Genomic DNA, 19,289 nt, shown 5'->3' with positions numbered 1-19,289 from the left:
GGCCATTTGTTGCATGGCACAGGCATTGCTGACAGGTCAGGGCGAGATCCGGAAGAGGGGATGCCAGGTGAGAGTTTCCAGTCTGTTGTCGATCGCCATGCTGGCCGCAGCGGCCAACGCCGCCGACAAGTCCGCTGACTCGCCCAACCGTCTGGTGCGCGACGGCGTGGCCATCGAGTTCGAGGCCCGGCCACTGGGCAGCGACGGTGTGCTCACTGAGGGGATGTTCGCCGACGTCCGCCTGCGCATCACCGATGCCACCAGCGGGCAGCCCCTGCCCGGGCAGGTGCCGGGTGCCTGGCTCGACCAGGCGCTGCCGGAGGGCCGGGCGGACCAGTGCAAGGTACGCATCGGCACCTACCTCAAGGGCGTGCTCAGTGCCCGTCCGCTGGTGGACCTGAACAGCTATTACCTGGTGGTGATGAACAAGGATTCCGCCCTCACCGTGATCGACCCGGTGACCTCGGTCGGCGGCATCACCAGCACCCTCACCCGCATCGCGCTGAAGCGTCCGCCGATGGACTGGGCCGCCAGCGCCGACGACCGCCTGCTCTACGTCTCCATGCCCAGCGCCGGCGAGGTGGCGGTGGTGGACACCAGCGAGTTCAAGGTGCTGGGTAACCTGCCCGCCGGACCCGAGCCGGTGCGCGTGGTGCTGCAGCCCGACGGCCGCTACCTGTGGGTCGGCAACAATGCCCGGCGTGGCGAAGAAGGTGGCGTCACCGTGATCGATACCCAGACCCGCAAGACCGTGGCGACCTTCGCCACCGGCGGCGGCCATCACGAAATCGCCTTCAGCGCCGACTCCCGCCACGCCTTCGTCAGCAGCCGTGAGGCCGGCCGGGTGACGGTGGTGGATGCCGCCAGCCTGAAAAGGGTGCAGGACATCGAAACCGGCCCGAGCCCGCTGTCGCTGGCCGTCTCACCGCTCTCCGGCGCGCTCTACGTGAGCGACGGCAAGGCGGGCAGCATCACCGTCATCGACGCCCGCAGCCTCAAGGTGCGCAAGGTCATCGAGGCCGGCCGGGGCCTGGGACCGCTGCGCTTCACCCAGGACGGCCGTTTCGGACTGGCGCTGAACAGCCTGGATGACGAGGTACTGGTGCTGGATGTCGGGAGCGACGAGATCGTCCAGCGCGCCGAAATTACCGCCGAGCCCTACCAACTGGTGTTCACCCGCAACTACGCCTATGTGCGCGGCCTGGCATCGCCGAAGGTGAGCATGATCAATCTGGAATCCCTCGGCAAAGGCATGCAGCTCATCGTCCAGGCCTTCGAGGCCGGCCCGGCTGCGCCCAAGCTGGCCGGCGACCTGCCGCTGGCCGACAGCCTCAGCCAGGCCCGCGACGAGGGCGCGGTGTTCGTGGTCAACCCGGTGGACAACACCACCTACTTCTACATGGAAGGCATGAACGCCCCCATGACCGGCTACCTCAACCGGGGTCATGCCTCCCGCGCCGCACGGGTCATCGACCGCAGCATGCGCGAGGTGGAGCCGGGGCTGTTCAGCAGCCGGGTCAAGCTGCCGGCGCCGGGCAGGTTCGACCTGGCGGTGATGCTCAACCAGCCGAAGATCGCCCATTGCTTCAGCGCCGAGGTCCAGCCCAACCAGGCCCTGGCCGCCCAGCGCAGCAAGCCACGGGTGGAGTTCCTCATCGACCCGATGCAGGTGACCGCGGGCGCCACCGCCCAGTTGCGCTTCCGCATCCTCCAGGGCAGCGCCGACCAGCCGAAGGCCGGTGTCGCCGATCTGCGCGTGCGCTACTTCCAGGCGCCGGCTTCGCGCCCCCGTGAGGTGGCGGCGGTGGAAGTGGGCGAGGGCGTCTATGAAGCGCCGATCGAGCTGTCCCAGGCCGGCGCCTACTACCTGCACGTGGGCTCAGCCTCCCTGGGCATGCGCTTCGGCTCGCAACCCTACGCCAGCCTGCGCGCCGTTGCGGCCCAGGCGCGGACCAGCCCGTAAGGAGCACGCCATGGAACCCCTGAAATCAGGCATCGCCGCACTGCTCGTCCTGGGCCTGATGGCCGGGCCGGCACTGGCGGACCACAGCTCGGAAGAGCACGCCGCGCACCTGGCCGCCCAGGCCGCCGACCCCCATGCCGGTCATCAGGGACCCGCCAGCGCGCAGCCGGGGGCCCAGGTGGCTTTCGCCGATGTCCCGCTGCTGGACCAGGACGGTCGCGAGCTGCGCCTGAAGGACGACCTGGTGGGTGACCGCATCGTCGTCATGGGCTTCGTCTACACCAGCTGCACCACGGTCTGCCCGGTGATCTCGGCGATCCTGCAGAAGTTGCAGAAGCAGCTGGGCGAGCGTGCTGGCGGCGACGTGCAACTGATTTCGCTGAGCATCGACCCGCTGCGCGACACCCCCGAGCGCCTTCACGAGTACGCCGGGCGCTTCGACGCCGGTCCCGGCTGGCGCTGGCTGACCGGCAGCGGCGAAGCGGTGGCCGACACCCTCAAGGGCCTCGGCACCTGGACCGCGAACTACCAGGACCATCCGTCGCTGATCATGGTGGGCGATGGCCGCACCGGGCAGTGGACCCGCTTCTATGGCTTCACCGATCCCGCCGTGCTGATGGCGCGGGTCGACGAACTCAGTGCCGCCCGCGAACACAGCGGCCACGAGGCCCTTGCCCAGGAGACCCACCCATGAAGCGCCTGCTCCCGCTCGCCCTGGCCCTGGCAATGGCCAGCGGCGCCAGTGCCCACGAAGGCCATGAACGCCAACCGGCCGCACCGGCCAATGCGCCGGCGGCCCAACCCCTGAAAGCGGGGGGCACCACGGACGCGCAGACCTGGTTCAGCGATACCCTGCTGCGTGACCAGAACGGCCGTGAGGTGCGCTTCTACAGCGACGTGCTCAAGGGCCGGCTGGTGGTGCTCAACGTGATCTTCACCCACTGCGACGACGCCTGCCCGCTGATCACCCGCAAGCTCAAGGACGTGCGCAAGGCCATGGGCGAGGACCTGTCGAAGCAGGTCTATTTCATCTCCCTGTCCAGCGACGCCGAGAACGACACGCCGGAAGTGCTCAAGGCCTTCGCTGCCAAGCACGGGGTGGATTCGCCCAACTGGATCTTCCTCACCGGCGACAAGGCGGGGATGGACCTGGTGCTGGCGCGCCTGGGGCAGTTGGGGGAAAGCCCCGAAGCCCATTCCACCTTGCTGATCGCCGGCGATGTGCCGAACAAACGCTGGAGCAGGATCCGCCCCGACGCGCCGGTGAACGCCATCGCCCAGCGCCTGCAGTTGATGGCCATGCCCGTGGCCGGGCGCTGAAGGTGGCGGCCATGTGGCGGGTCCTGTTGCTGGCTGCGTACCTCGCCCAGGCGAGCGGAGCCCTGGCGCTGGAACTGAGCCCCGAAGAGGCGGCTGGCCGGCGCATCTACCTGGAAGGCGTGGGCTCGGCCAATGGCGAGATCAGCGCGCGGGTCGGTGCCGCCGACACCCTGGTTCCAGCGGCACTGATGCCTTGCGCCAACTGCCACGGCGCCGATGGCCGAGGGCGGCCGGAGGGTGGTGTGCGTCCGCCGGACATCACCTGGCGGCGGCTCTCCTTGCCCTATGGCCAGACGCAGGCCAATGGCCGCAGCCACGGTCCCTACGATGACGGCGCATTGGCCCGCGCCGTGAGCGAAGGCGTCGACCCCGCCGGTAACCGTCTCGATCCGGCCATGCCGCGCTTCGTCATGTCCCTGCGGGACATGGCCAGTCTCTCGGCCTACCTCAAGCGGCTGGAAGACGATCGCGACCCCGGCGTGGAGGAGGGCGAACTGCGCCTCGGCACCCTGCTGCCGACCCGTGGACCGCTGGCGGAACCAGGCCATACGGTGGCGGCGGTGCTACGTGGCGCCCTGGCCCAGGTGAACGATGCCGGTGGCATCCACGGCCGGCAGCTGAAGCTGGTGGTGCGCGACCCCGGCACGAGTCCGCAGGCGACGGAGCGGGCGCTCGATCAGTTGCTGGACGAGGACCGGGTTTTCGCCTTGCTGGCGCCCATGGTGCCGGTGCTGGATGGTGAACTCTCCGAGCGGATCGGCACGGCGGGAGTACCGCTGGTGGGCCCCGTGGCGCGGTTCGACGAAGCCAGCGCCAACCCCCTGGTATTCAACGCCCTGCCGGGCCTGCGCGAGCAACTCTTCGCCCTGGCCGGCTATGCCAGCAGCGACCTGGGGCTGAAGCAGGCGGAAGCCCTGGTGGCCTATCCCGGCGATGTTCGCCAGCAGGTGCTGGCCGAAGACCTGGCGCTGCGCCTGATGGACCAGGGCTGGTCGCGGGTACGCCTGCTGGGCTACGACGCCAACGACACCGACAGTGTCCTGCGGCATGCCGCCAAGGGTGCCCAGGGCGTGTTCTTCCTCGGCCAGTCGGAAGCCTTCGCCCGGCTCGCCGACCAGCTCCAGGCGGCGAACCTGTCGCCCTACCTGTTCGCCGCCTCGTCCCAGGTGGCCAGCAGTGCGCTGCGCATTCCGTCGAGCTTCTCCCGGCGGCTGTTCCTCGCCTATCCCTTCATGCCCGCCGACTGGACCCCGGGGGGCGAGGCGGCCCTGCTGGCGATCCGGCGCAGCCAGGGGCTCGGCAGCCAGCACGCGGTGCTGCAGGTCGGTGCCTATTGCGCCACGGTACTGCTCAGCGAGGGGCTCAAGCGGGCGGGACGCGAGGTCAGCCGCGACAAGCTGGTCAGCTCGCTGGAAGGCCTGCACGGCTTCCGCACCGGCCTGACCCCGGCGCTGAGTTTCGGTCCGGGGCAGCGCACGGGCCTGGCCGGCGCCTACATCGTCACAGTGGACCTGCACGACCGGAGCTTTCGGCCCCTGGGCCGGTTCATCAAGGTGGACAAGCGATTCTAGGGGAGGGCAGCGCATGAACGGGAATCCATGGCTCGGTCTGGTCATCGGCCTGCTCACGCCCCTGGTGCTGGCCGGGGAAACCGGCATCGCCGCGCGGGTCAACGGCACCGACATCAGCAACTTCCGGCTGGAGCGGCATTTTGCCGACTACCTGAAGATCCAGGGCCGCCAGGTGGGCGCCATCCGCAGCCCGGTGGTCTACAAGCGTCTCAAGCGCGAGGCGTTGCAGCAGCTGATCGACAAGGAGCTGCTGTGGCAGGAAGCCGGGCGACTCGGGGTGACCGTGTCGGATGCGGAGATCAGCGCCAGCCTGGCCGGGATGAAGGCTGCCTTCGCCGATACCCAGGGCTTCGACCGTGCCCTGGCCGATGCCGGTTTCGACGAGGCCGGCTACCGCGACTACCTGCGCCACGAACTGGCCGCCCGCCGTGTGCTGGACGAACTCGCCGAAGTGGCCCCGCCCGGCGAGAGCGAGGTGAACGCGGCCTACGAAAGCCTGAAGCCCCAACTCGACCCGACTATGGATGCCATCCGCGCCAAGGCCCTGGTGCGCCAGTACCTCACCGCCCAGCGCATGGCCCAGGGGCGCGAAGAGGCGCTGGAAAATCTGCGCGCGAAGGGGAGGGTGGACGTGTTGATTGCCCTGTAGGGGCGAATTCGTTCACCAAGGGCCGCGCAGCGGCCCCATACCGCAATCGCGATTGAAATCGCTCCCACAGGAATAGCAACGTCCCGAAAGCCATCCCCCACTTCTGGGGACAGCCGCTGGCCCGCTTCGACCATTCCCCCGGTTTTGGGGAAAACCCCGCTGGCAGGTAATCCACCCCCGTTTGAAATCAGCGACTTAGAGACCCTTCGAAGGCGAGAAACGGCTGGCACGATGCGTGCGTATGTCCAGGCGAGGGCGGATTCCGGCAAGCCGGAGCGCCACGGCACCTGGAGGCAAGACCATGGACAGCCAACTCCTCGCGCAGCCTGTAGCGGAGCGCTTCGATACCGAACTGATGCGCGCTGCGCGCAAACGTTCGGCCGAGCTGGGCCATCGCCTGGTGGATGCCCTGGACGAGTTGGCCGACCTGCCGCCCGACCTGTTCGCCCGGCGCCTGGGCAGCACCCTGCATTACCCGGTGCTGGCCTTCGAGGACCTCAGCCGGGGCGCTCCCGGTTTCGAGCGGATTTCCCTGGCGCTGGCCTTGAAGCGCGAGTTCGTCCTGCTGGAGCTGGACGGGCAGACCCTCGGCGTATTCGCCGATCCCTTCGACGAGGCTCGCCTGGCCTGGATCGAGGAGCAGCGCCAGGGCGCGCCGCTCCATCTGGTCCACCCGCGCGAGCTGGCGGCCTTCCTGGAACGCCATGAAGAGGGCTTCCACGCCGTCGAATCCGTGCAGGCCGAAGCCGGTTCGGTGCAGGAAAGCGAGGCCCTGGAAAGCCTCTCCCTGGCGCGCATCAGCGAAGACGCCAGCGTGGTGGTCAAGCTGGTCAACTCCACCCTCTACGACGCCCTCAAGCTGCATGCCAGCGATATCCACCTGGGCATGACGGGCAACGGCCTGTCCATCAAGTACCGCATCGACGGCGTGCTCGGCGGTTCCAGCCGGGTGCCCGGCGTGGAGCTGGCCGAGCAGGTGATCTCGCGGGTAAAGGTGATGGCCGAGCTGGATATCGGCGAGAAGCGCGTGCCCCAGGACGGCCGCTTCAAGATCGGCATCAATGGCCGGCAGATCGACTTCCGCGTCTCCATCATGCCGAGCATCTTCGGCGAGGACGCGGTGCTGCGGGTGCTCGACAAGCAGGACCTGGCCGACCAGGTCCACGGCGTGCGCCTGGAGTCCCTGGGCTTCGAGGACGGCACCCTGCGCAGCCTGCGCCGGCTGGCCGCCGAGCCCTACGGCATGGTGCTGGTCACCGGCCCCACCGGCAGCGGCAAGACCACCACGCTCTACGCGATGATCACCGAGATCAACCACGGCGTGGACAAGATCATCACCATCGAAGACCCGGTGGAGTACCAGCTCCCCGGCGTGCTGCAGATCCCGGTGAACGAGAAGAAGGGCCTGACCTTCGCCCGTGGCCTGCGCTCCATCCTGCGCCACGACCCGGACAAGATCATGGTCGGCGAGATCCGCGACCCCGACACCGCGCAGATCGCCGTGCAGTCGGCGCTCACCGGCCACCTGGTGTTCACCACCATCCACGCCAACAACGTCTTCGACGTGATCGGCCGTTTCGCCCAGATGCAGGTGGACCCCTACAGCTTCGTCTCCGCCCTCAATGCCGTGCTGGCCCAGCGCCTGATCCGCCTGGCCTGCCCGAGCTGCGCCGAGGCGGTGCAGCCGGGCGAGGAAGAGCTGCTGCTCTCCGGCATCGACCCGGCCAGCGCTCATCAGTACCGCTTCGTCAGCTGCCCCGGCTGTGGCCGCTGCCGGGGCACCGGCTATCGCGGGCGCACTGCCATTGCCGAGCTGCTGCGCCTGGACGACGACCTGCGGCAACTCATCATCGAGCGCCAGCCCATCAGCCGCATCCGGGACCTGGCGGTGAAGCGCGGACTACGCCTGCTGCGCACCTCGGCCCTGGGCCTGGTCCGCGAAGGCCGCACCACGCTGGAGGAGATCAACCGTGTCACCTTTGTGGCCTGAGGCTTACACCGCCGTGCTCGGCCCCCACAGCGTGGGCCTGTACCGCAGCCGCGACCAGCGCCGGCTCGGCCACGCCGGCTTTGACTCCATCGGCGGCCTGGCCTGGCCGGGCGCCGTGGCAGCGCTGGAATCCCTGCTGGCAGGACGCGAACCTGGCCGCGCGGCGCTGCGGGTGGTGCTGTCCAGCCACTACACGCGCTTCTGCCTGGTGCCCTGGAGCGAGGCCATCAACAGCCCCGAGGAACTCGCCGGATACGCGCGCCTGTGCTTCGAGGACATCTACGGCGCCCTCGGCGACAGCTGGAGCCTGAAATTGTCGCCCGAAGCCGCTGGCCATCCGCGCCTGGCCGCCGCCATGCCGGAGGAGCTGCTGGCGCGGTTGCGCAGCCTGGCCAAGGCCAGCGGCCTGCGGCTCGCTTCGGTGCAGCCTTACCTGATGGCGGCGTTCAACCGCCACCGCGCCGCCCTGGCGCTGGACGACTTTCTCTTCCTGGTGGCCGAGCCCGACCGCGGCAGCCTGCTGCTGGCCCGTGGCGGCCGCTGGGCGGCGGTGCGCTCGGTGGCCCTGGATGACAGTGACGCCGCGCTGAATGACCTGATCGCCCGCGAAGGCGAGCGCCACAGCCTGGAGCAGGACCGGCCGGTCAATTGCTTCCTGCACGCCCCCGGCCGTGCCGGATCGATCCCCGACGGTATCGCCCGCCTGGAACTTGGACTGCCGGCCGCTGCCGACAGCGACCCACTCTTCGCCATGGCCATGACGGTGGACTGACATGCGCCCGATCGATCTCGACTTCCAGCGCAAGACCCTCTCCACCGTCCCCGGCTGGATTCTCCTGGGCGGCGGGATGCTGATGGCGGCCTTCATGCTCGGCCTTCACCTGCACACCTGCGACGAGCACGAAGCCCGCAGCGCCGAACTGGAGCGCGTCGAGCAGCAACTGCAAAAGCGCGGCCTGCGCCAGGCGCCCATGTCCGCCAGCGAGGAGAAGGCCCGTGCTGCCGGCGTGGCGGAGATGCGCCGCATCACCGCACAGATGAACCTGCCCTGGGACGGCCTGTTCGCCATGCTCGAAGCCCAGCCGCGCAAGGACATCGCCCTGCTGTCCCTGGCCCCGGATGCCCGCAAGGGCCAGTTGCGCATCGCCGCCGAAGCACGCGACCTGCCGGCCATGCTGGCCTTCCACCGTGAACTGGAAGCCAGCGACGCCCTGAGCGACGTCTCGCTGCTCAACCATGAAATGGTCGCCGAGCAGGCCGAGCGGCCCATCCGATTCAACCTGCTGGCGAGCTGGGGGGTGAAGGATGCGCGTCCCTAGGCTGATCCTCATCGAGCAGACCCTCCGTCTCGGCTGGCCGGGCCTGGTCGGTGGCGCGCTGCTGCTCGCAGCCCTGGGCTACGCCGTGCTGGGTCTGCTGCCGGCGCGCCAGGCCCTGGCCAGCCTGGAGCGCCAGCTGGTGGCGGATCGCGGACAACTCGCGGCGGCTGCCACTCCGGCTGCCAGCCGGCCAGCCAGCGGCGCGTCGTCGGCGCAGCTGGAGGATTTCCGCCGCAACCTGCCGGCACAACTGGACGCCACCGGCGCCATCGACCGCATCTACGCGCTGGCCGGCGAGGAGGGCATTTCCCTGGCCCGTGGCGAATACGCCCTCGGGCTCGACCCCAAGACCCGCTTGGCGCGCTACCAGGTACTGCTGCCGGTGCGCGGCAGCTATCCGCAACTGCGCCGCTTCCTCCATGGCCTGCAGACGCAATTGCCGGCCCTGGCCCTGGAAGAGGTGGAACTGCAACGCAAGCAGATCGCCGATTCGGCACTCGAAGGGCGTATCCGCATGACCCTGTATCTGGCGAGGTGACCATGGCACGCCGTCTGTTCTGGTTGGCTTTCCTCGGCTCGGCCGCCGTGCTGGCGGCGCTTCCTGAGTTCTTCGGCGAGCAGGCCGAACCCATGGCCATGCCGCGCCCGCAACGGCTGGCGGCCTTGCCCGAGGCCGCCGCGCCGGTCTCCGCTGCGGTCGCGCCGGCGGTGGCGGAAGTCCTGGTACCGGCGGCCGACCTGTTCGCCGTGCAGAGCTGGTACGTGGCACCTCCGCCGCCCACGGCGATGGCCTCCGCGCCGCCACCCCCGCCGCCGAAGCCCACGGCGCCGCCGCTGCCGTTCAAGTTCATCGGCAAGCTGGATGATCGCCAGCACCTGCAGGTCTTCCTGCTGCGCGGCGAGCAGGTGCTGGTGGTGCGCGAAGGCGACCTGATCGACAAGACCTACAAGGTCCAGCGCATCGACGCCGAGCGCATGACCCTGGTCTATCTGCCGCTGGACGTTGCCCAGTCCCTGGACGTGGGGAGTGCGCTATGAAACGCCTGGCGTATCACCTGGCCCTGGTGCTGCTCTGCGGCTGCACCACCAACCTGGCCCAGCGCGAAGGGCTGGACCTGATCGACGCCGGCCAGTTCGAAGAGGGCCTGGCCCGGCTGGAGCAGGAAGCCCGCGAGTCGCCCAACGACGTCGGCGCGCAGATGGCCGTGACCACCCAGCGCGCCCGCGCAGTGAAGGCGCTGCTGAGCGATGGCGACCTGGCCCGCACCCAGCGCGATTTCGCCACCGCGCGGCTGAACTACGAACGGGTGCTGCGCATCGAGAAGCACAACCAGCGGGCGCTCGACGGCCTGCACGTGATCGAGCAGCAGCGCAACATCCAGGACATGCTGCGCCAGGGCCAGACCGACCTGCGCCGGGGCGATGTGGTGGGGGCCGGGCGCCAGGTGCGCGGCATCCTCGCCCTGGACCCGGAACACGAGGGCGCCCGCGAGCTGCAGCGCAGCATCGAGGTGGTCCAGGCACGCTCCGTCGCGCCCTATCCGCAGCTGCGTTCGCGCCTGGATCGTCCGGTCACCCTGGAATTCCGCGATGCCAACCTGAAGGTGATCTTCGAAGTGCTGGCGCAGACCTCGGGGCTGAACTTCATCTTCGACAAGGATGTGCGTCCGGACCTCAAGGCCACCATCTTCGTCCGCGAGGTGCCCATCGAGGATGCGGTGGAACTGCTGCTGCAGCAGAACCAGCTGCACCAGCGGGTGGTGAACGACAACACCATCGTCGTCTACCCGGACTCGCCGCAGAAGCTGAAGGATTACCAGGACCTGGTGATGCGTACCTTCTACCTCACCAACACCGATGCGGCGACGGCGATGAACCTGGTCAAGACGCTGCTGAAAACCCGCGACGTGTTCATCGACGAACGCCTCAACACCCTGACCATGCGCGACACGCCCGACGCGGTGCGCATGGCCGAGAAGCTGTTCCAGGCCCAGGACCAGTCCAACCCCGAGGTGGTGCTGGAAGTGGAAGTGATGGAGGTGTCGCGCAAGCGCATCGTCGACCTCGGCCTGCAATGGCCCAACACCTTCGGCGTGATCAACGATGATGGCTCGCCGGTGACCATCCTCGACCAGCTCAAGGGCATCGATTCGGGCCGCATCAGCATCTCGCCGTCGCCGCAACTGAAGATCAACGCCCAGGACAACGACGTGAACACCCTGGCCAGCCCGGTGCTGCGGGTCAGCAACCGCGAACAGGCGCGCATCCACATCGGCCAGCGGGTGCCCATCGTCAGCGCCACCGCCGTGCCGTCCACCCAGGGGCCGGTGATCACCGAGAGCATCACCTACCTCGACGTCGGCCTGAAGCTGGAGGTGCAGCCCACGGTGCACCTGAACAACGAGGTGGCCATCAAGATCGCCCTGGAGGTGAGCAACGCCACCTCGCTGCCGCCGACCCAGCAGGGCACCATCCCGGTCCAGGTGGATACCCGAAACGCCCAGACCACCCTGCGCCTGCGTGACGGCGAGACCCAGGTGCTGGCCGGCCTGGTGCGCAACGACCAGGCCAACAGCGGCAACAAGATTCCCGGCCTCGGCGACATCCCCGGCGTGGGCCGGCTGTTCGGCAGCAACAACGACCAGGTCGCCAAGTCGGAGCTGGTGCTGTCGATCACCCCACGCATCGTGCGCAACCTGCCGTACCAGAGCCCCTACGACATGGAGTTCCCGTCCGGCACCGAGAGCAGCATGCGCGTGCCGACCGTGCGTGGCCCGGTGGAGGCCCTCGGCGTGGAACTGCCCGACGCAGCGGCCGTGGTGGTCACGCCCACCCCCGCCAGCGGGAGGCCCTGAACCATGCAACGCCAGGCCGCTTTCTCGCTGATCGAACTGGTGATTGCCATGGCCATCCTCGGCCTGCTCGCCAGCATGGCCGCGCCGCTGGCCGAGACGGTGATCCGCCGGGGCAAGGAGCAGGAACTCAAGGTCGCCCTCTACGAAATCCGCGACGCCATCGACGCCTACAAGCTGGCAGCCGACGCCGGGCATATCGAGAAGTCCGCCGCCAGCTCCGGCTACCCGCCGTCGCTGCAGGTGCTGGTGGATGGCGTGCGCGACCTGCGCAGCATCAAGGGCGAGCGCATCTACTTCCTGCGCCGCATCCCCCGCGACCCCTTCGCCGATGCACGCCAGGAGCCGGCGCAAAGCTGGGGCCTGCGTGCCTATACCAGCCCGGCGGACGACCCGCGCCCCGGCGTGGACGTGTTCGACGTCTATTCCCTGGCCAAGGGCGACGGCCTCAACGGCACAGCGTATCGGGAGTGGTGAAGATGGTTCGGCAGAAGGGTTTCACCCTCATCGAACTGCTGGTGGTCATGGCCATCATCGCCACGCTGATGACCATCGCCGTGCCGCGCTATTTCTCCAGCCTGGAGAACTCCAGGGAGACCACCCTGCGCCAGAGCCTTTCCGTCATGCGCGAGGCCCTGGACCAGTTCTACGGCGACACCGGGCGCTATCCGGATTCGATCGAGGAGCTGGTTGCCCAGCGCTACCTGCGTGCCCTGCCGCTGGACCCGATGACCGAGCGCACTGACCTGTGGGTGGCACTGCCGCCACCGGACGGCGCGCCGGGCAGCGTCTACGACGTCAAGAGCGGCGCCCCCGGGCGCGCGCGGGACGGGAGCCTCTATGCGGACTGGTGAGCAGGGTTTCACCTACCTCGGCGTGCTCTTGCTCGTCATGCTGATGGGGATGGCGCTGGCCGGTGCGGGGCAGCTCTGGTCCACCGCCAGCCAGCGTGCCCGCGAGCGCGACCTGCTCTGGGTCGGCAGCCAGTATGCGCAGGCCCTGCGCAGCTACTACCGGGCGTCGAACGGCGTGTCCCAGTACCCCGCCGCCCTGGAGGATCTGCTGGAAGACAACCGCTTTCCCCAGGCCATGCGCCACCTGCGCCGGCTCTATCCCGACCCCGTGACAGGCAGCCTCGACTGGGGCCTGATCCACTCCTTCGACGGGCGCATCGCCGGCGTCTACAGCCAGTCCCACCAGAGGCCGCTGAAGCAGGCGCACTTCCCCGCGCAGTGGGTGGAGTTCGAGGGCATGGGCAGCTATGCCGAGTGGCGCTTCGTCGCCGAGAAGGCCTTCATGGAAGGCACGCCGAAAGGGGGGACGCCATGAGCCGCGCACCCTGGCTGGCCGCGCTCGTGCTGTGCTGCGCGCTGGGTACGGCACGCGCCGAAGACGACGAGATCATGGGCTTCGTCATCGACTACACGATTTCCCACATCGGCCACGACTTCTACCGCTCCTTCAGCGAGCGCCTGCGCGACACCAGCAAGCTGGATTTCAACCTGGTGGTGCGCGAACGCCCCGATGCCCGCTGGGGCAGCCTGATCTGGGTGGAGTACGAGCAGCGCGTGCTCTACCGCCAGTTTCTCCCGCCGAACACCGCGGAACTCAAACCCACCGCCTACGCGGCGGCCGACCTGGTGCTGGAGGCCATCGCCCAGCAGAAGCTGCAGCGCCTCCTGCAAGACACGCACGACATGGAGAGGGACGAGCTATGAACAAGAACAGACTTGCCCTGTGGCTGCTCGGGTTCGGCCTGGTCGGATCGGTCCAGGCCACCGAACTGGTGTACACCCCGGTCAACCCCGCCTTCGGCGGCAACCCGCTGAACGGCACCTGGCTGCTGAACAACGCCCAGGCGCAGAACGATCACGACGACCCGGATTCCAGCTCGTCCGCCGCCAGCCGGCAGTCCGCCCTCCAGCGCTTCACCAGCTCGCTGGAGTCGCGCCTGCTGTCGCAGTTGCTGACCAATATCGAGGACGGCAACACCGGCAGCCTCACCACCGACTCCTTCATCATCAACATGATCGACGACGGTGGTGAACTGACCATCCAGATCACCGATCGCGCCACCGGCGAAGTCTCGGAAGTCGTCGTCAACGGCCTGCTCCCCTAATCCAGGCATCGACAGGAAGCCACGACCATGAACAGAGTGCTGATGCTGGTCCTGCTGCTCGCCACCCTGCAAGGCTGCGGTCTGCGCCAGCCGATGCCGGCGGATACCAAGGACCAGATCCCGACCCTGACCCCGCGAGCCTCGACCTACTACGACCTGCTCAACCTGCCCCGGCCCAAGGGGCGCCTGGTGGCGGCGGTTTACGGGTTCCGCGACCAGACCGGCCAGTACAAGCCGACCCCGGCCAGTTCCTTCTCCACCAGCGTTACCCAGGGCGCCGCCAGCATGCTGGTGGACGCGCTGCAGGCCAGCGGCTGGTTCATGGTGCTGGAGCGCGAAGGCCTGCAGAACGTGCTGACCGAACGCAAGATCATCCGCGCCTCGCAGAACAAGCCCAACACCCCGGCGAACATCCAGAGCCAGCTGCCGCCACTGCAGGCGGCCAACCTGCTGCTGGAAGGCGGCATCATCGCCTACGACACCAACGTCCGCAGCGGCGGCGAAGGTGCCCGCTACCTGGGCATCGGCGCCTCCCACGAGTACCGCGTGGACCAGGTCTCGGTGAACCTGCGCGCGGTGGATGTGCGCAGCGGCATGGTCCTGGCCAACGTGATGACCTCCAAGACCATCTACTCGGTGGGGCAGAGCGCCAGCGTGTTCAAGTTCATCGAGTTCAAGGAACTGCTGGAGGCCGAAGCCGGCTACACCACCAACGAGCCGGCGCAGCTCTGCGTGCTCTCGGCCATCGAATCCGCCGTGGCCCACCTGATCGCCCAGGGCGTGGAACGCCACCTGTGGCAGGCCGCCGGCGACCAGCCGCTGGAACAGACCTCGCTGAAGAAATACCTGGGCGCGCAGGCGTCGATCGAGTAGGGCAGGGCTGCGCCCTGCTTCGCGAATGAATTCGCTCCCGCAGGGCGTTGTGCCCAGCCGGGCCGAGGTGCCAGGGAGGCAGAACTGCGTTCTGCGTGGCGAATGAATTCGCCCCCACAAGGTGCGGCCCCATCGCAAGACGATTCACAAACCAATCGCCCTCACCACAGCCACCTGCTCCACCCCCTCCACCCACCATCTCAGCCGCGCTTCCAGCCGCGTACCCGGCGCCAGCCTGAGGGTGTTGCGCACCGGGCAGTTGCGCTCGGCTGCGCCTTTCTGGCGCGACTGGCTGCTGCCTGCGGGGCCCTGCGTGGTGACCAGAAGTTCATAGCGGATGGCGGAGCTTGCCGGTTCGAAGCACAGACTCACGCTGGCCTGGCCGGGCGCCTGGGGCTGCAACTGGAGGCTGGCGCTGGCCAGCAGGGCGGCGAGGAGCATGGGGAAAAAAAGGCCGCCGCCCATGAAGGGCGGCGGCGGAGGGGCGTTACTGCTGGACGACGATGGCGGTGTTGCCGGTGCCGGTCTGGTCGACGTTGGCGGTCATGTTGAAGTTGCTCTGGGTGACGGTGGCCTGGTTGTCCCAGCCCGCCTGGCTGACGACGGAGAGGTTGTTCATGTCGGTCTGGGTGATGCTGGCCAGGTTGCCGCCGCCGGCGCTCTGGAAGGTCTGGCTGAGGTTTTCGCTGCCGGACTGGTCGACCTCGACGCTGTTGCCGGTGCCGTCGCTGGAGCCCTCGGCCAGGTTGTTGCTGTCGCGCTGGCTGACCGCCAGGGTGTTGTCGTCGCCCACCTGGTCGAAGTACAGCTCGTTGAAGTTGCCTTCCTGGGTGAAGTTGGCGGTGTTGCGATTGCCGTCCTGGCTCAGCACCACGGCCTGGTCAGCGCCGAACTGGCCGCCTTCCTGGGCGCCCTGCCAGTTGCTGGCGTAGACGTTGTTGTCGTTGCCGGTCTGGCTGACGGTCAGGCCCAGGCGGTCGCCTTCCTGGTAGGTCAGGGCGAGGTTGCCGCTGCCGCCCTGGGTGACGGTGGTGGTGGAATCGATGGACTCGTACTGGTCGGCCCAGGCGGCGTTGGTGTCGCCGCTCTGGATCATTGCGGCCAGGTTCCCGGAGCCGAAGCTCTGGTCGACCACCAGTTCGTTGAGCGCGCCGCCGCCCTGGTCGATGCTGACCTGGCTGTTTTCCTGCTCGGTCTGCCAGACCTCGAGGTAGCCGCTTTCGCCGGTCTGGAACACGTCCACCTGGTTGCTGTTGCCCTGGCTCTGGTCGACATAGGCAGTGTTCAGCTCGCCGCCCTGCTGGATGCCGATGCGGCTGCCGGTCTGGTCGATCTGCCAGGTACCTGACTCGTTGGCGATGCCGCTCTGGTCGATCGTGGTCCGGTTGTCCGTGCCGGCGATCTGTTCGGCGTTGGCGATGTTCTCCGAGTCGCCCTGGTTGATCTCGACATGGCTGGCGATCTGGCTGTCCTGGAAGCTGAAGGCGGAGTTGTAGTCGCCGTCCTGGGTCACCGTGGCGTGGCTGTTGTTGTTGAACCACTGCTCGCTATGGGCACCGTTCCACTCGCCCGCCTGGGTATGGGTGATGTGGCTTCCGGCCTCGGTGCTCTGCACGCCGGTGGAAGCGTTGAACAGGCCGTTCTGGGCCTGGGTCAGGGTACCGCTGCCGTTCGACTGGTCGGCGTATGCGTTGTTGCCCTCCCCGGTCTGGTCCTGGGTTGCAGCGCTCGGGGCGGCGTCCTGCTGGACTTCGGCGACGTTCTCGAAGCCGTTCTGGGTCTGGTTCGAGAGGCTGTCGTCAGCCAAGGCCTGGATACTGACCAGGGCCAGGATTGCAGCGGCAAGCGGTTTGTACTGGAACATGGTATTGCCTCCTGGGGATGGCTCCCTGCGAGTCATTCGGGTCGTGAGTGCGCCGTCAGTGCTGGATCACCTGCACGCTCAGGCCGTTTCCGTACTGGGTGATGCTGCCGTTCAGTCCTTCCCCGGACTGCACGATGGTTGCGCTGTTGTTGGCGCCGACCTGGTCGATTCCGGCCCGGTTGTTGGCGCCGCTCTGGGAGATGTAGGCCTGGTTCCCTGTGCCCTGCTGGGAGATGGACGCCAGGTTCTGCACGCCCTCCTGGAGGATGTAGGCCTCCTGGTCGCTGCCGTTCTGGATGATCTGCCCCAGCAGCGATTGGCCGTACTGCGTCAGCAGCGCGACGTTCGCCTCGCCCAGTTGGCGCACCAGGGCCTGTTGATCCAGGGGGGCGCCTTGCGGGCTGGCGAGGTCGGCGTTGCCGCCGGCCAGGTCGAAGTTCTCCATCAGGTCCGCCGCCGGCAGCGCGCCGCTGCCCAGCCCGAGGGCGAACAGGGTGGCGAGGCGCAGCACGGTGGCGGTGTTCATGGCCAGGCTCCTAGCGGGGTGTCAGGGCTACGGTGCGCACCGTGCCCGTGGAGGTGGTGAGGGTGGCTGTCGGGGCGGCGGTCGGGACCAGGTTGGTGGTGGTGACCGCCATCCGCCAGCGTCCGCTGAGCGGCACCGCTACGCTGCCCAGGTCCACCAGGCCGGTGGTGGTGGTCACCTGGACCCGCACGCTGTTGCCGACGGTTACCGAGCTGGTCCCGTCCAGGCTCCAGGTCACCCGGTTGTTGGAGCGCAGGGTGAACTCGCTGGTGGTGACGGCGAAGTTCTCCGCGGCAGCCGGGGGCGGCGTCACCTGCACGGTCACCGTGACCGGGGCGGAGAGGGCGCCGAAGGCGTCCCGGGCCTGGTAGGTGAAGGTGGCGGCGAAGGCAGCGGTGACGGTGGCCGGCGGCGTGTAGGTGACGCTGGTGCCGTTGGTGCTTGCCGTGCCCTGGCCCGTGGCCGGCTGGGTGAGGTTGACCACGGTGAGCGGCACGTTGCCTTCCGGATCGCTGTCGTTGGCCAGCACGTTCAGGGTCAGCGGTACGTTGAGGGTCGTACCGGTGTCGGCGATGGCCACCGGCGGCTGGTTCGGGCTGACGCTGACGCTGACGGTGGCCGGCAGCGAGGCCTGGCCGCGCACGTCCATTGCGCGGTAGGTGAAGGTCGCGACCAGCGGGCTGTTGACCACCGGCGGCGGTGTGTAGACCACGCTGGTGCTGCCGTTCAAGGCCACGCTGCCGAGGCCGGGGGCGGGCTGGTCCAGGCCGGTGATGCTGAGTGGGACGTCGCCGTCGGCATCACTGTCGTTGGCCAGCACATTGATGGTCACCGGTACGCCGAAGCCGGTGCTGATACTGTCGTTCACCGCCACGGGCGGCTGGTTGGGCACTTCCGCCGGCGCACTGCCGACCACGACCACCGGCTCGGTATCGGCACCGCCTGCGGCGGACTTCACCGTGACTGCGGCTGGCGGCTGGGACAGGTCGGTCACCCGCAGAGTCTGCAGGACACCCGCCTTGGTCATGCGGCCGAAGCCCTGGGCCGCGAGGTCGGGAATCTGCGTCTCATCGCTGGAACTGGCTTCGATGGTCAGCGAGTGATCGGCCCAGTTGAAGCGAGCGGTGCTGACCTTCACCACGTCCGTGACTTCCCGGGAAACCGAGGTCGGTTTGGTGACGTTGGCCGGGTCGGTGCCGGTGACCACCACGAACGGCGGCAGTACGGACGGCGACGGGTTGTGCGCGAAGAAGTAGCCGCTGCCGTCGTTGTCCATGTCTGCGAGGCAGGCTGGCTTGGTGCCCCCTGTCACCAGCTCCAGGGTTTCCCGGTAGCAGAACTCGGCGTTGGCCGGACCGTTGGCGAACACTTCCAGGCGTGTGCCCTGGCTGGTGCGCCGGTAGCTGGCCCGTTCGATTTCCACCGGGGTGGCGGCACGGGAATCGAAAACCTTGCCGGAGACCGAGAACAACTCGGTGCGGATGGTCCCCGCCGGGCCGCTGATCTCGACGTAGTTGGTGTCGAAGGGGCTGCCCGTCACTGTCGAGGGAACGTTGGGGTCGCCGATGAATTGTTCAGCTTCCCCTGTTTCCGGGTTGGTTCCCGGATAGGGATAGCCGGGGCCTTTCAGGAAGGGGCCGACGTCGCCGTTGAGCGCACCGGTGAAGATACCCGGCGCACCGATGCCGATGTCGCGGGTCATGTTGATGGCGCGACGGCCTCCGTCGTCGGCGGCCTGGGCCGGGGTCACGGTGAAGGTCTCCCTGCCGTAAGGGTGGGTGACGACGTAGGTTCCCGGCACGGGGATGTTGGCGCGGATACGGATGCGCGCGAAGCTCTGCTGGTCACCGACACGGGGCACTTCCAGGGCGAAGGCGGCTTCGACGGCGGCGGTGTAGACCTCCAGTCCGTAGCCGGCGGCGTTGGCCGGGATGCTGGCCTCGGCCATGTACCAGAACAGCTCGCCGGGCCAGTTGTTGGGGAAGACCATCGGCTGCAGGTCATCGAACTGGCCTGGTTCCGGCAGCAGGGTGCACATGTAGCCGCCGGTGGGGCTGAGCGCCCTGGATTGGCAGAGTTCCAGGCTCAGGCCGTCGCCGTCCTGATACCACTGCGGAAAGTAACCGGTAGATGCGGTGTAAGGGCCTGGGTGGACCGCCTCGAGGGCGGCCTCCGCCATGTCAGTACCTTCGATGGCGAGACCCAGGGTTGTGAGAAGCAGGCAGGGCCACTTGTTCATGTTG

Annotated in this window: 21 protein-coding genes; 17 read left to right on the top strand and 4 right to left on the bottom strand. The window is 68.1% G+C overall.

Annotated features, from left to right (window positions below):
* The first annotated feature begins 97 nt into the window (after window positions 1–97).
* The 17 genes from FXN65_RS24355 (at window position 98) to FXN65_RS24275 (ending at window position 14,656) form a co-directional block, all read left to right on the top strand.
* Complete coding sequence (locus tag FXN65_RS24355) at window positions 98–1,963, top strand: YncE family protein (protein ID WP_151138941.1); 1,866 nt, start codon at window positions 98–100, stop codon at window positions 1,961–1,963.
* 58 nt (window positions 1,964–2,021) lie between these two features.
* The gene (locus tag FXN65_RS24350; RefSeq protein WP_151138939.1) at window positions 2,022–2,657 is read left to right on the top strand and encodes an SCO family protein; all 636 of its coding nucleotides are present in this window, start codon (window positions 2,022–2,024) and stop codon (window positions 2,655–2,657) included.
* Entirely contained in the window at window positions 2,654–3,283 is a 630-nt protein-coding gene (locus tag FXN65_RS24345; protein WP_151137232.1) for an SCO family protein, read from the top strand. Before FXN65_RS24350 ends, FXN65_RS24345 begins: the two co-directional genes overlap by 4 nt.
* An 11-nt stretch (window positions 3,284–3,294) precedes the next feature.
* Window positions 3,295–4,854 carry an ABC transporter substrate-binding protein gene (locus FXN65_RS24340; RefSeq protein ID WP_151137230.1) on the top strand — a complete coding sequence of 520 codons (1,560 nt, stop codon included), beginning with the start codon at window positions 3,295–3,297 and terminating at the stop codon, window positions 4,852–4,854.
* Between the two features lie 13 nt (window positions 4,855–4,867).
* Window positions 4,868–5,503, top strand: a complete 636-nt coding sequence (locus FXN65_RS24335) for a SurA N-terminal domain-containing protein (RefSeq protein ID WP_151137228.1) — start codon at window positions 4,868–4,870, stop codon at window positions 5,501–5,503.
* A 301-nt stretch (window positions 5,504–5,804) separates the two neighbouring features.
* Entirely contained in the window at window positions 5,805–7,493 is a 1,689-nt protein-coding gene (locus FXN65_RS24330) for a GspE/PulE family protein (protein WP_151137226.1), read from the top strand.
* A complete protein-coding gene (locus tag FXN65_RS24325; protein ID WP_151137224.1) occupies window positions 7,474–8,265 on the top strand; it encodes a hypothetical protein in 792 nt (263 codons plus the stop codon). The genes FXN65_RS24330 and FXN65_RS24325 overlap by 20 nt, the downstream gene beginning before the upstream one ends.
* A 1-nt stretch (window position 8,266) precedes the next feature.
* Window positions 8,267–8,812, top strand: a complete 546-nt coding sequence (locus FXN65_RS24320) for a pilus assembly protein (protein WP_151137222.1) — start codon at window positions 8,267–8,269, stop codon at window positions 8,810–8,812.
* The gene (locus FXN65_RS24315) at window positions 8,799–9,350 is read left to right on the top strand and encodes a GspMb/PilO family protein (RefSeq protein WP_151137220.1); all 552 of its coding nucleotides are present in this window, start codon (window positions 8,799–8,801) and stop codon (window positions 9,348–9,350) included. The genes FXN65_RS24320 and FXN65_RS24315 overlap by 14 nt, the downstream gene beginning before the upstream one ends.
* A 2-nt stretch (window positions 9,351–9,352) precedes the next feature.
* Complete coding sequence (locus FXN65_RS24310; RefSeq protein ID WP_151137218.1) at window positions 9,353–9,850, top strand: secretion system X translation initiation factor; 498 nt, start codon at window positions 9,353–9,355, stop codon at window positions 9,848–9,850.
* On the top strand, window positions 9,847–11,667 hold the full coding sequence (locus FXN65_RS24305; protein ID WP_151137216.1) for a type II secretion system protein GspD: 1,821 nt from the start codon (window positions 9,847–9,849) through the stop codon (window positions 11,665–11,667). The genes FXN65_RS24310 and FXN65_RS24305 overlap by 4 nt, the downstream gene beginning before the upstream one ends.
* A gap of 3 nt (window positions 11,668–11,670) precedes the next feature.
* A complete protein-coding gene (locus FXN65_RS24300; RefSeq protein WP_151137214.1) occupies window positions 11,671–12,141 on the top strand; it encodes a type II secretion system protein in 471 nt (156 codons plus the stop codon).
* Window positions 12,142–12,143: 2 nt separating this feature from the next.
* On the top strand, window positions 12,144–12,518 hold the full coding sequence (locus FXN65_RS24295; protein WP_151137212.1) for a type II secretion system protein: 375 nt from the start codon (window positions 12,144–12,146) through the stop codon (window positions 12,516–12,518).
* A complete protein-coding gene (locus FXN65_RS24290) occupies window positions 12,505–12,993 on the top strand; it encodes a type II secretion system protein (RefSeq protein WP_151137210.1) in 489 nt (162 codons plus the stop codon). The genes FXN65_RS24295 and FXN65_RS24290 overlap by 14 nt, the downstream gene beginning before the upstream one ends.
* Complete coding sequence (gene csgE, locus FXN65_RS24285; protein ID WP_151137208.1) at window positions 12,990–13,382, top strand: curli production assembly/transport protein CsgE; 393 nt, start codon at window positions 12,990–12,992, stop codon at window positions 13,380–13,382. The genes FXN65_RS24290 and csgE overlap by 4 nt, the downstream gene beginning before the upstream one ends.
* Window positions 13,379–13,783, top strand: coding sequence for a curli assembly protein CsgF (locus FXN65_RS24280; protein ID WP_151137206.1), 405 nt, complete (start codon window positions 13,379–13,381; stop codon window positions 13,781–13,783). The genes csgE and FXN65_RS24280 overlap by 4 nt, the downstream gene beginning before the upstream one ends.
* Window positions 13,784–13,810: 27 nt before the next feature.
* On the top strand, window positions 13,811–14,656 hold the full coding sequence (locus FXN65_RS24275; protein ID WP_151137204.1) for a CsgG/HfaB family protein: 846 nt from the start codon (window positions 13,811–13,813) through the stop codon (window positions 14,654–14,656).
* A gap of 144 nt (window positions 14,657–14,800) precedes the next feature.
* Here the strand turns inward: FXN65_RS24275 and FXN65_RS24270 are convergent, their stop codons facing one another.
* From FXN65_RS24270 to FXN65_RS24255, 4 genes are read right to left on the bottom strand one after another with little or no spacing between them, the layout of a single operon-like run.
* Window positions 14,801–15,097: a hypothetical protein gene (locus tag FXN65_RS24270; protein ID WP_151137202.1), complete on the bottom strand. Its 297-nt coding sequence runs from the start codon at window positions 15,095–15,097 to the stop codon at window positions 14,801–14,803.
* Between the two features lie 46 nt (window positions 15,098–15,143).
* Window positions 15,144–16,520, bottom strand: a complete 1,377-nt coding sequence (locus tag FXN65_RS24265) for a curlin (RefSeq protein ID WP_151137200.1) — start codon at window positions 16,518–16,520, stop codon at window positions 15,144–15,146.
* A 55-nt stretch (window positions 16,521–16,575) separates the two neighbouring features.
* Window positions 16,576–17,046 carry a curlin gene (locus FXN65_RS24260; RefSeq protein ID WP_151137198.1) on the bottom strand — a complete coding sequence of 157 codons (471 nt, stop codon included), beginning with the start codon at window positions 17,044–17,046 and terminating at the stop codon, window positions 16,576–16,578.
* 10 nt (window positions 17,047–17,056) lie between these two features.
* Window positions 17,057–19,285 (bottom strand): Ig-like domain-containing protein, encoded by a 2,229-nt coding sequence (locus FXN65_RS24255; protein ID WP_151137196.1) that lies wholly within the window; start codon window positions 19,283–19,285, stop codon window positions 17,057–17,059.
* Window positions 19,286–19,289 lie beyond the last annotated feature (4 nt).

The sequence above is a fragment of the Pseudomonas lalkuanensis genome (genome assembly GCF_008807375.1).
GTDB lineage: Bacteria > Pseudomonadota > Gammaproteobacteria > Pseudomonadales > Pseudomonadaceae > Metapseudomonas > Metapseudomonas lalkuanensis.
Note: the sequence above shows the minus strand (reverse complement) of the source record. Positions and strands in the feature narration are given on the sequence as shown.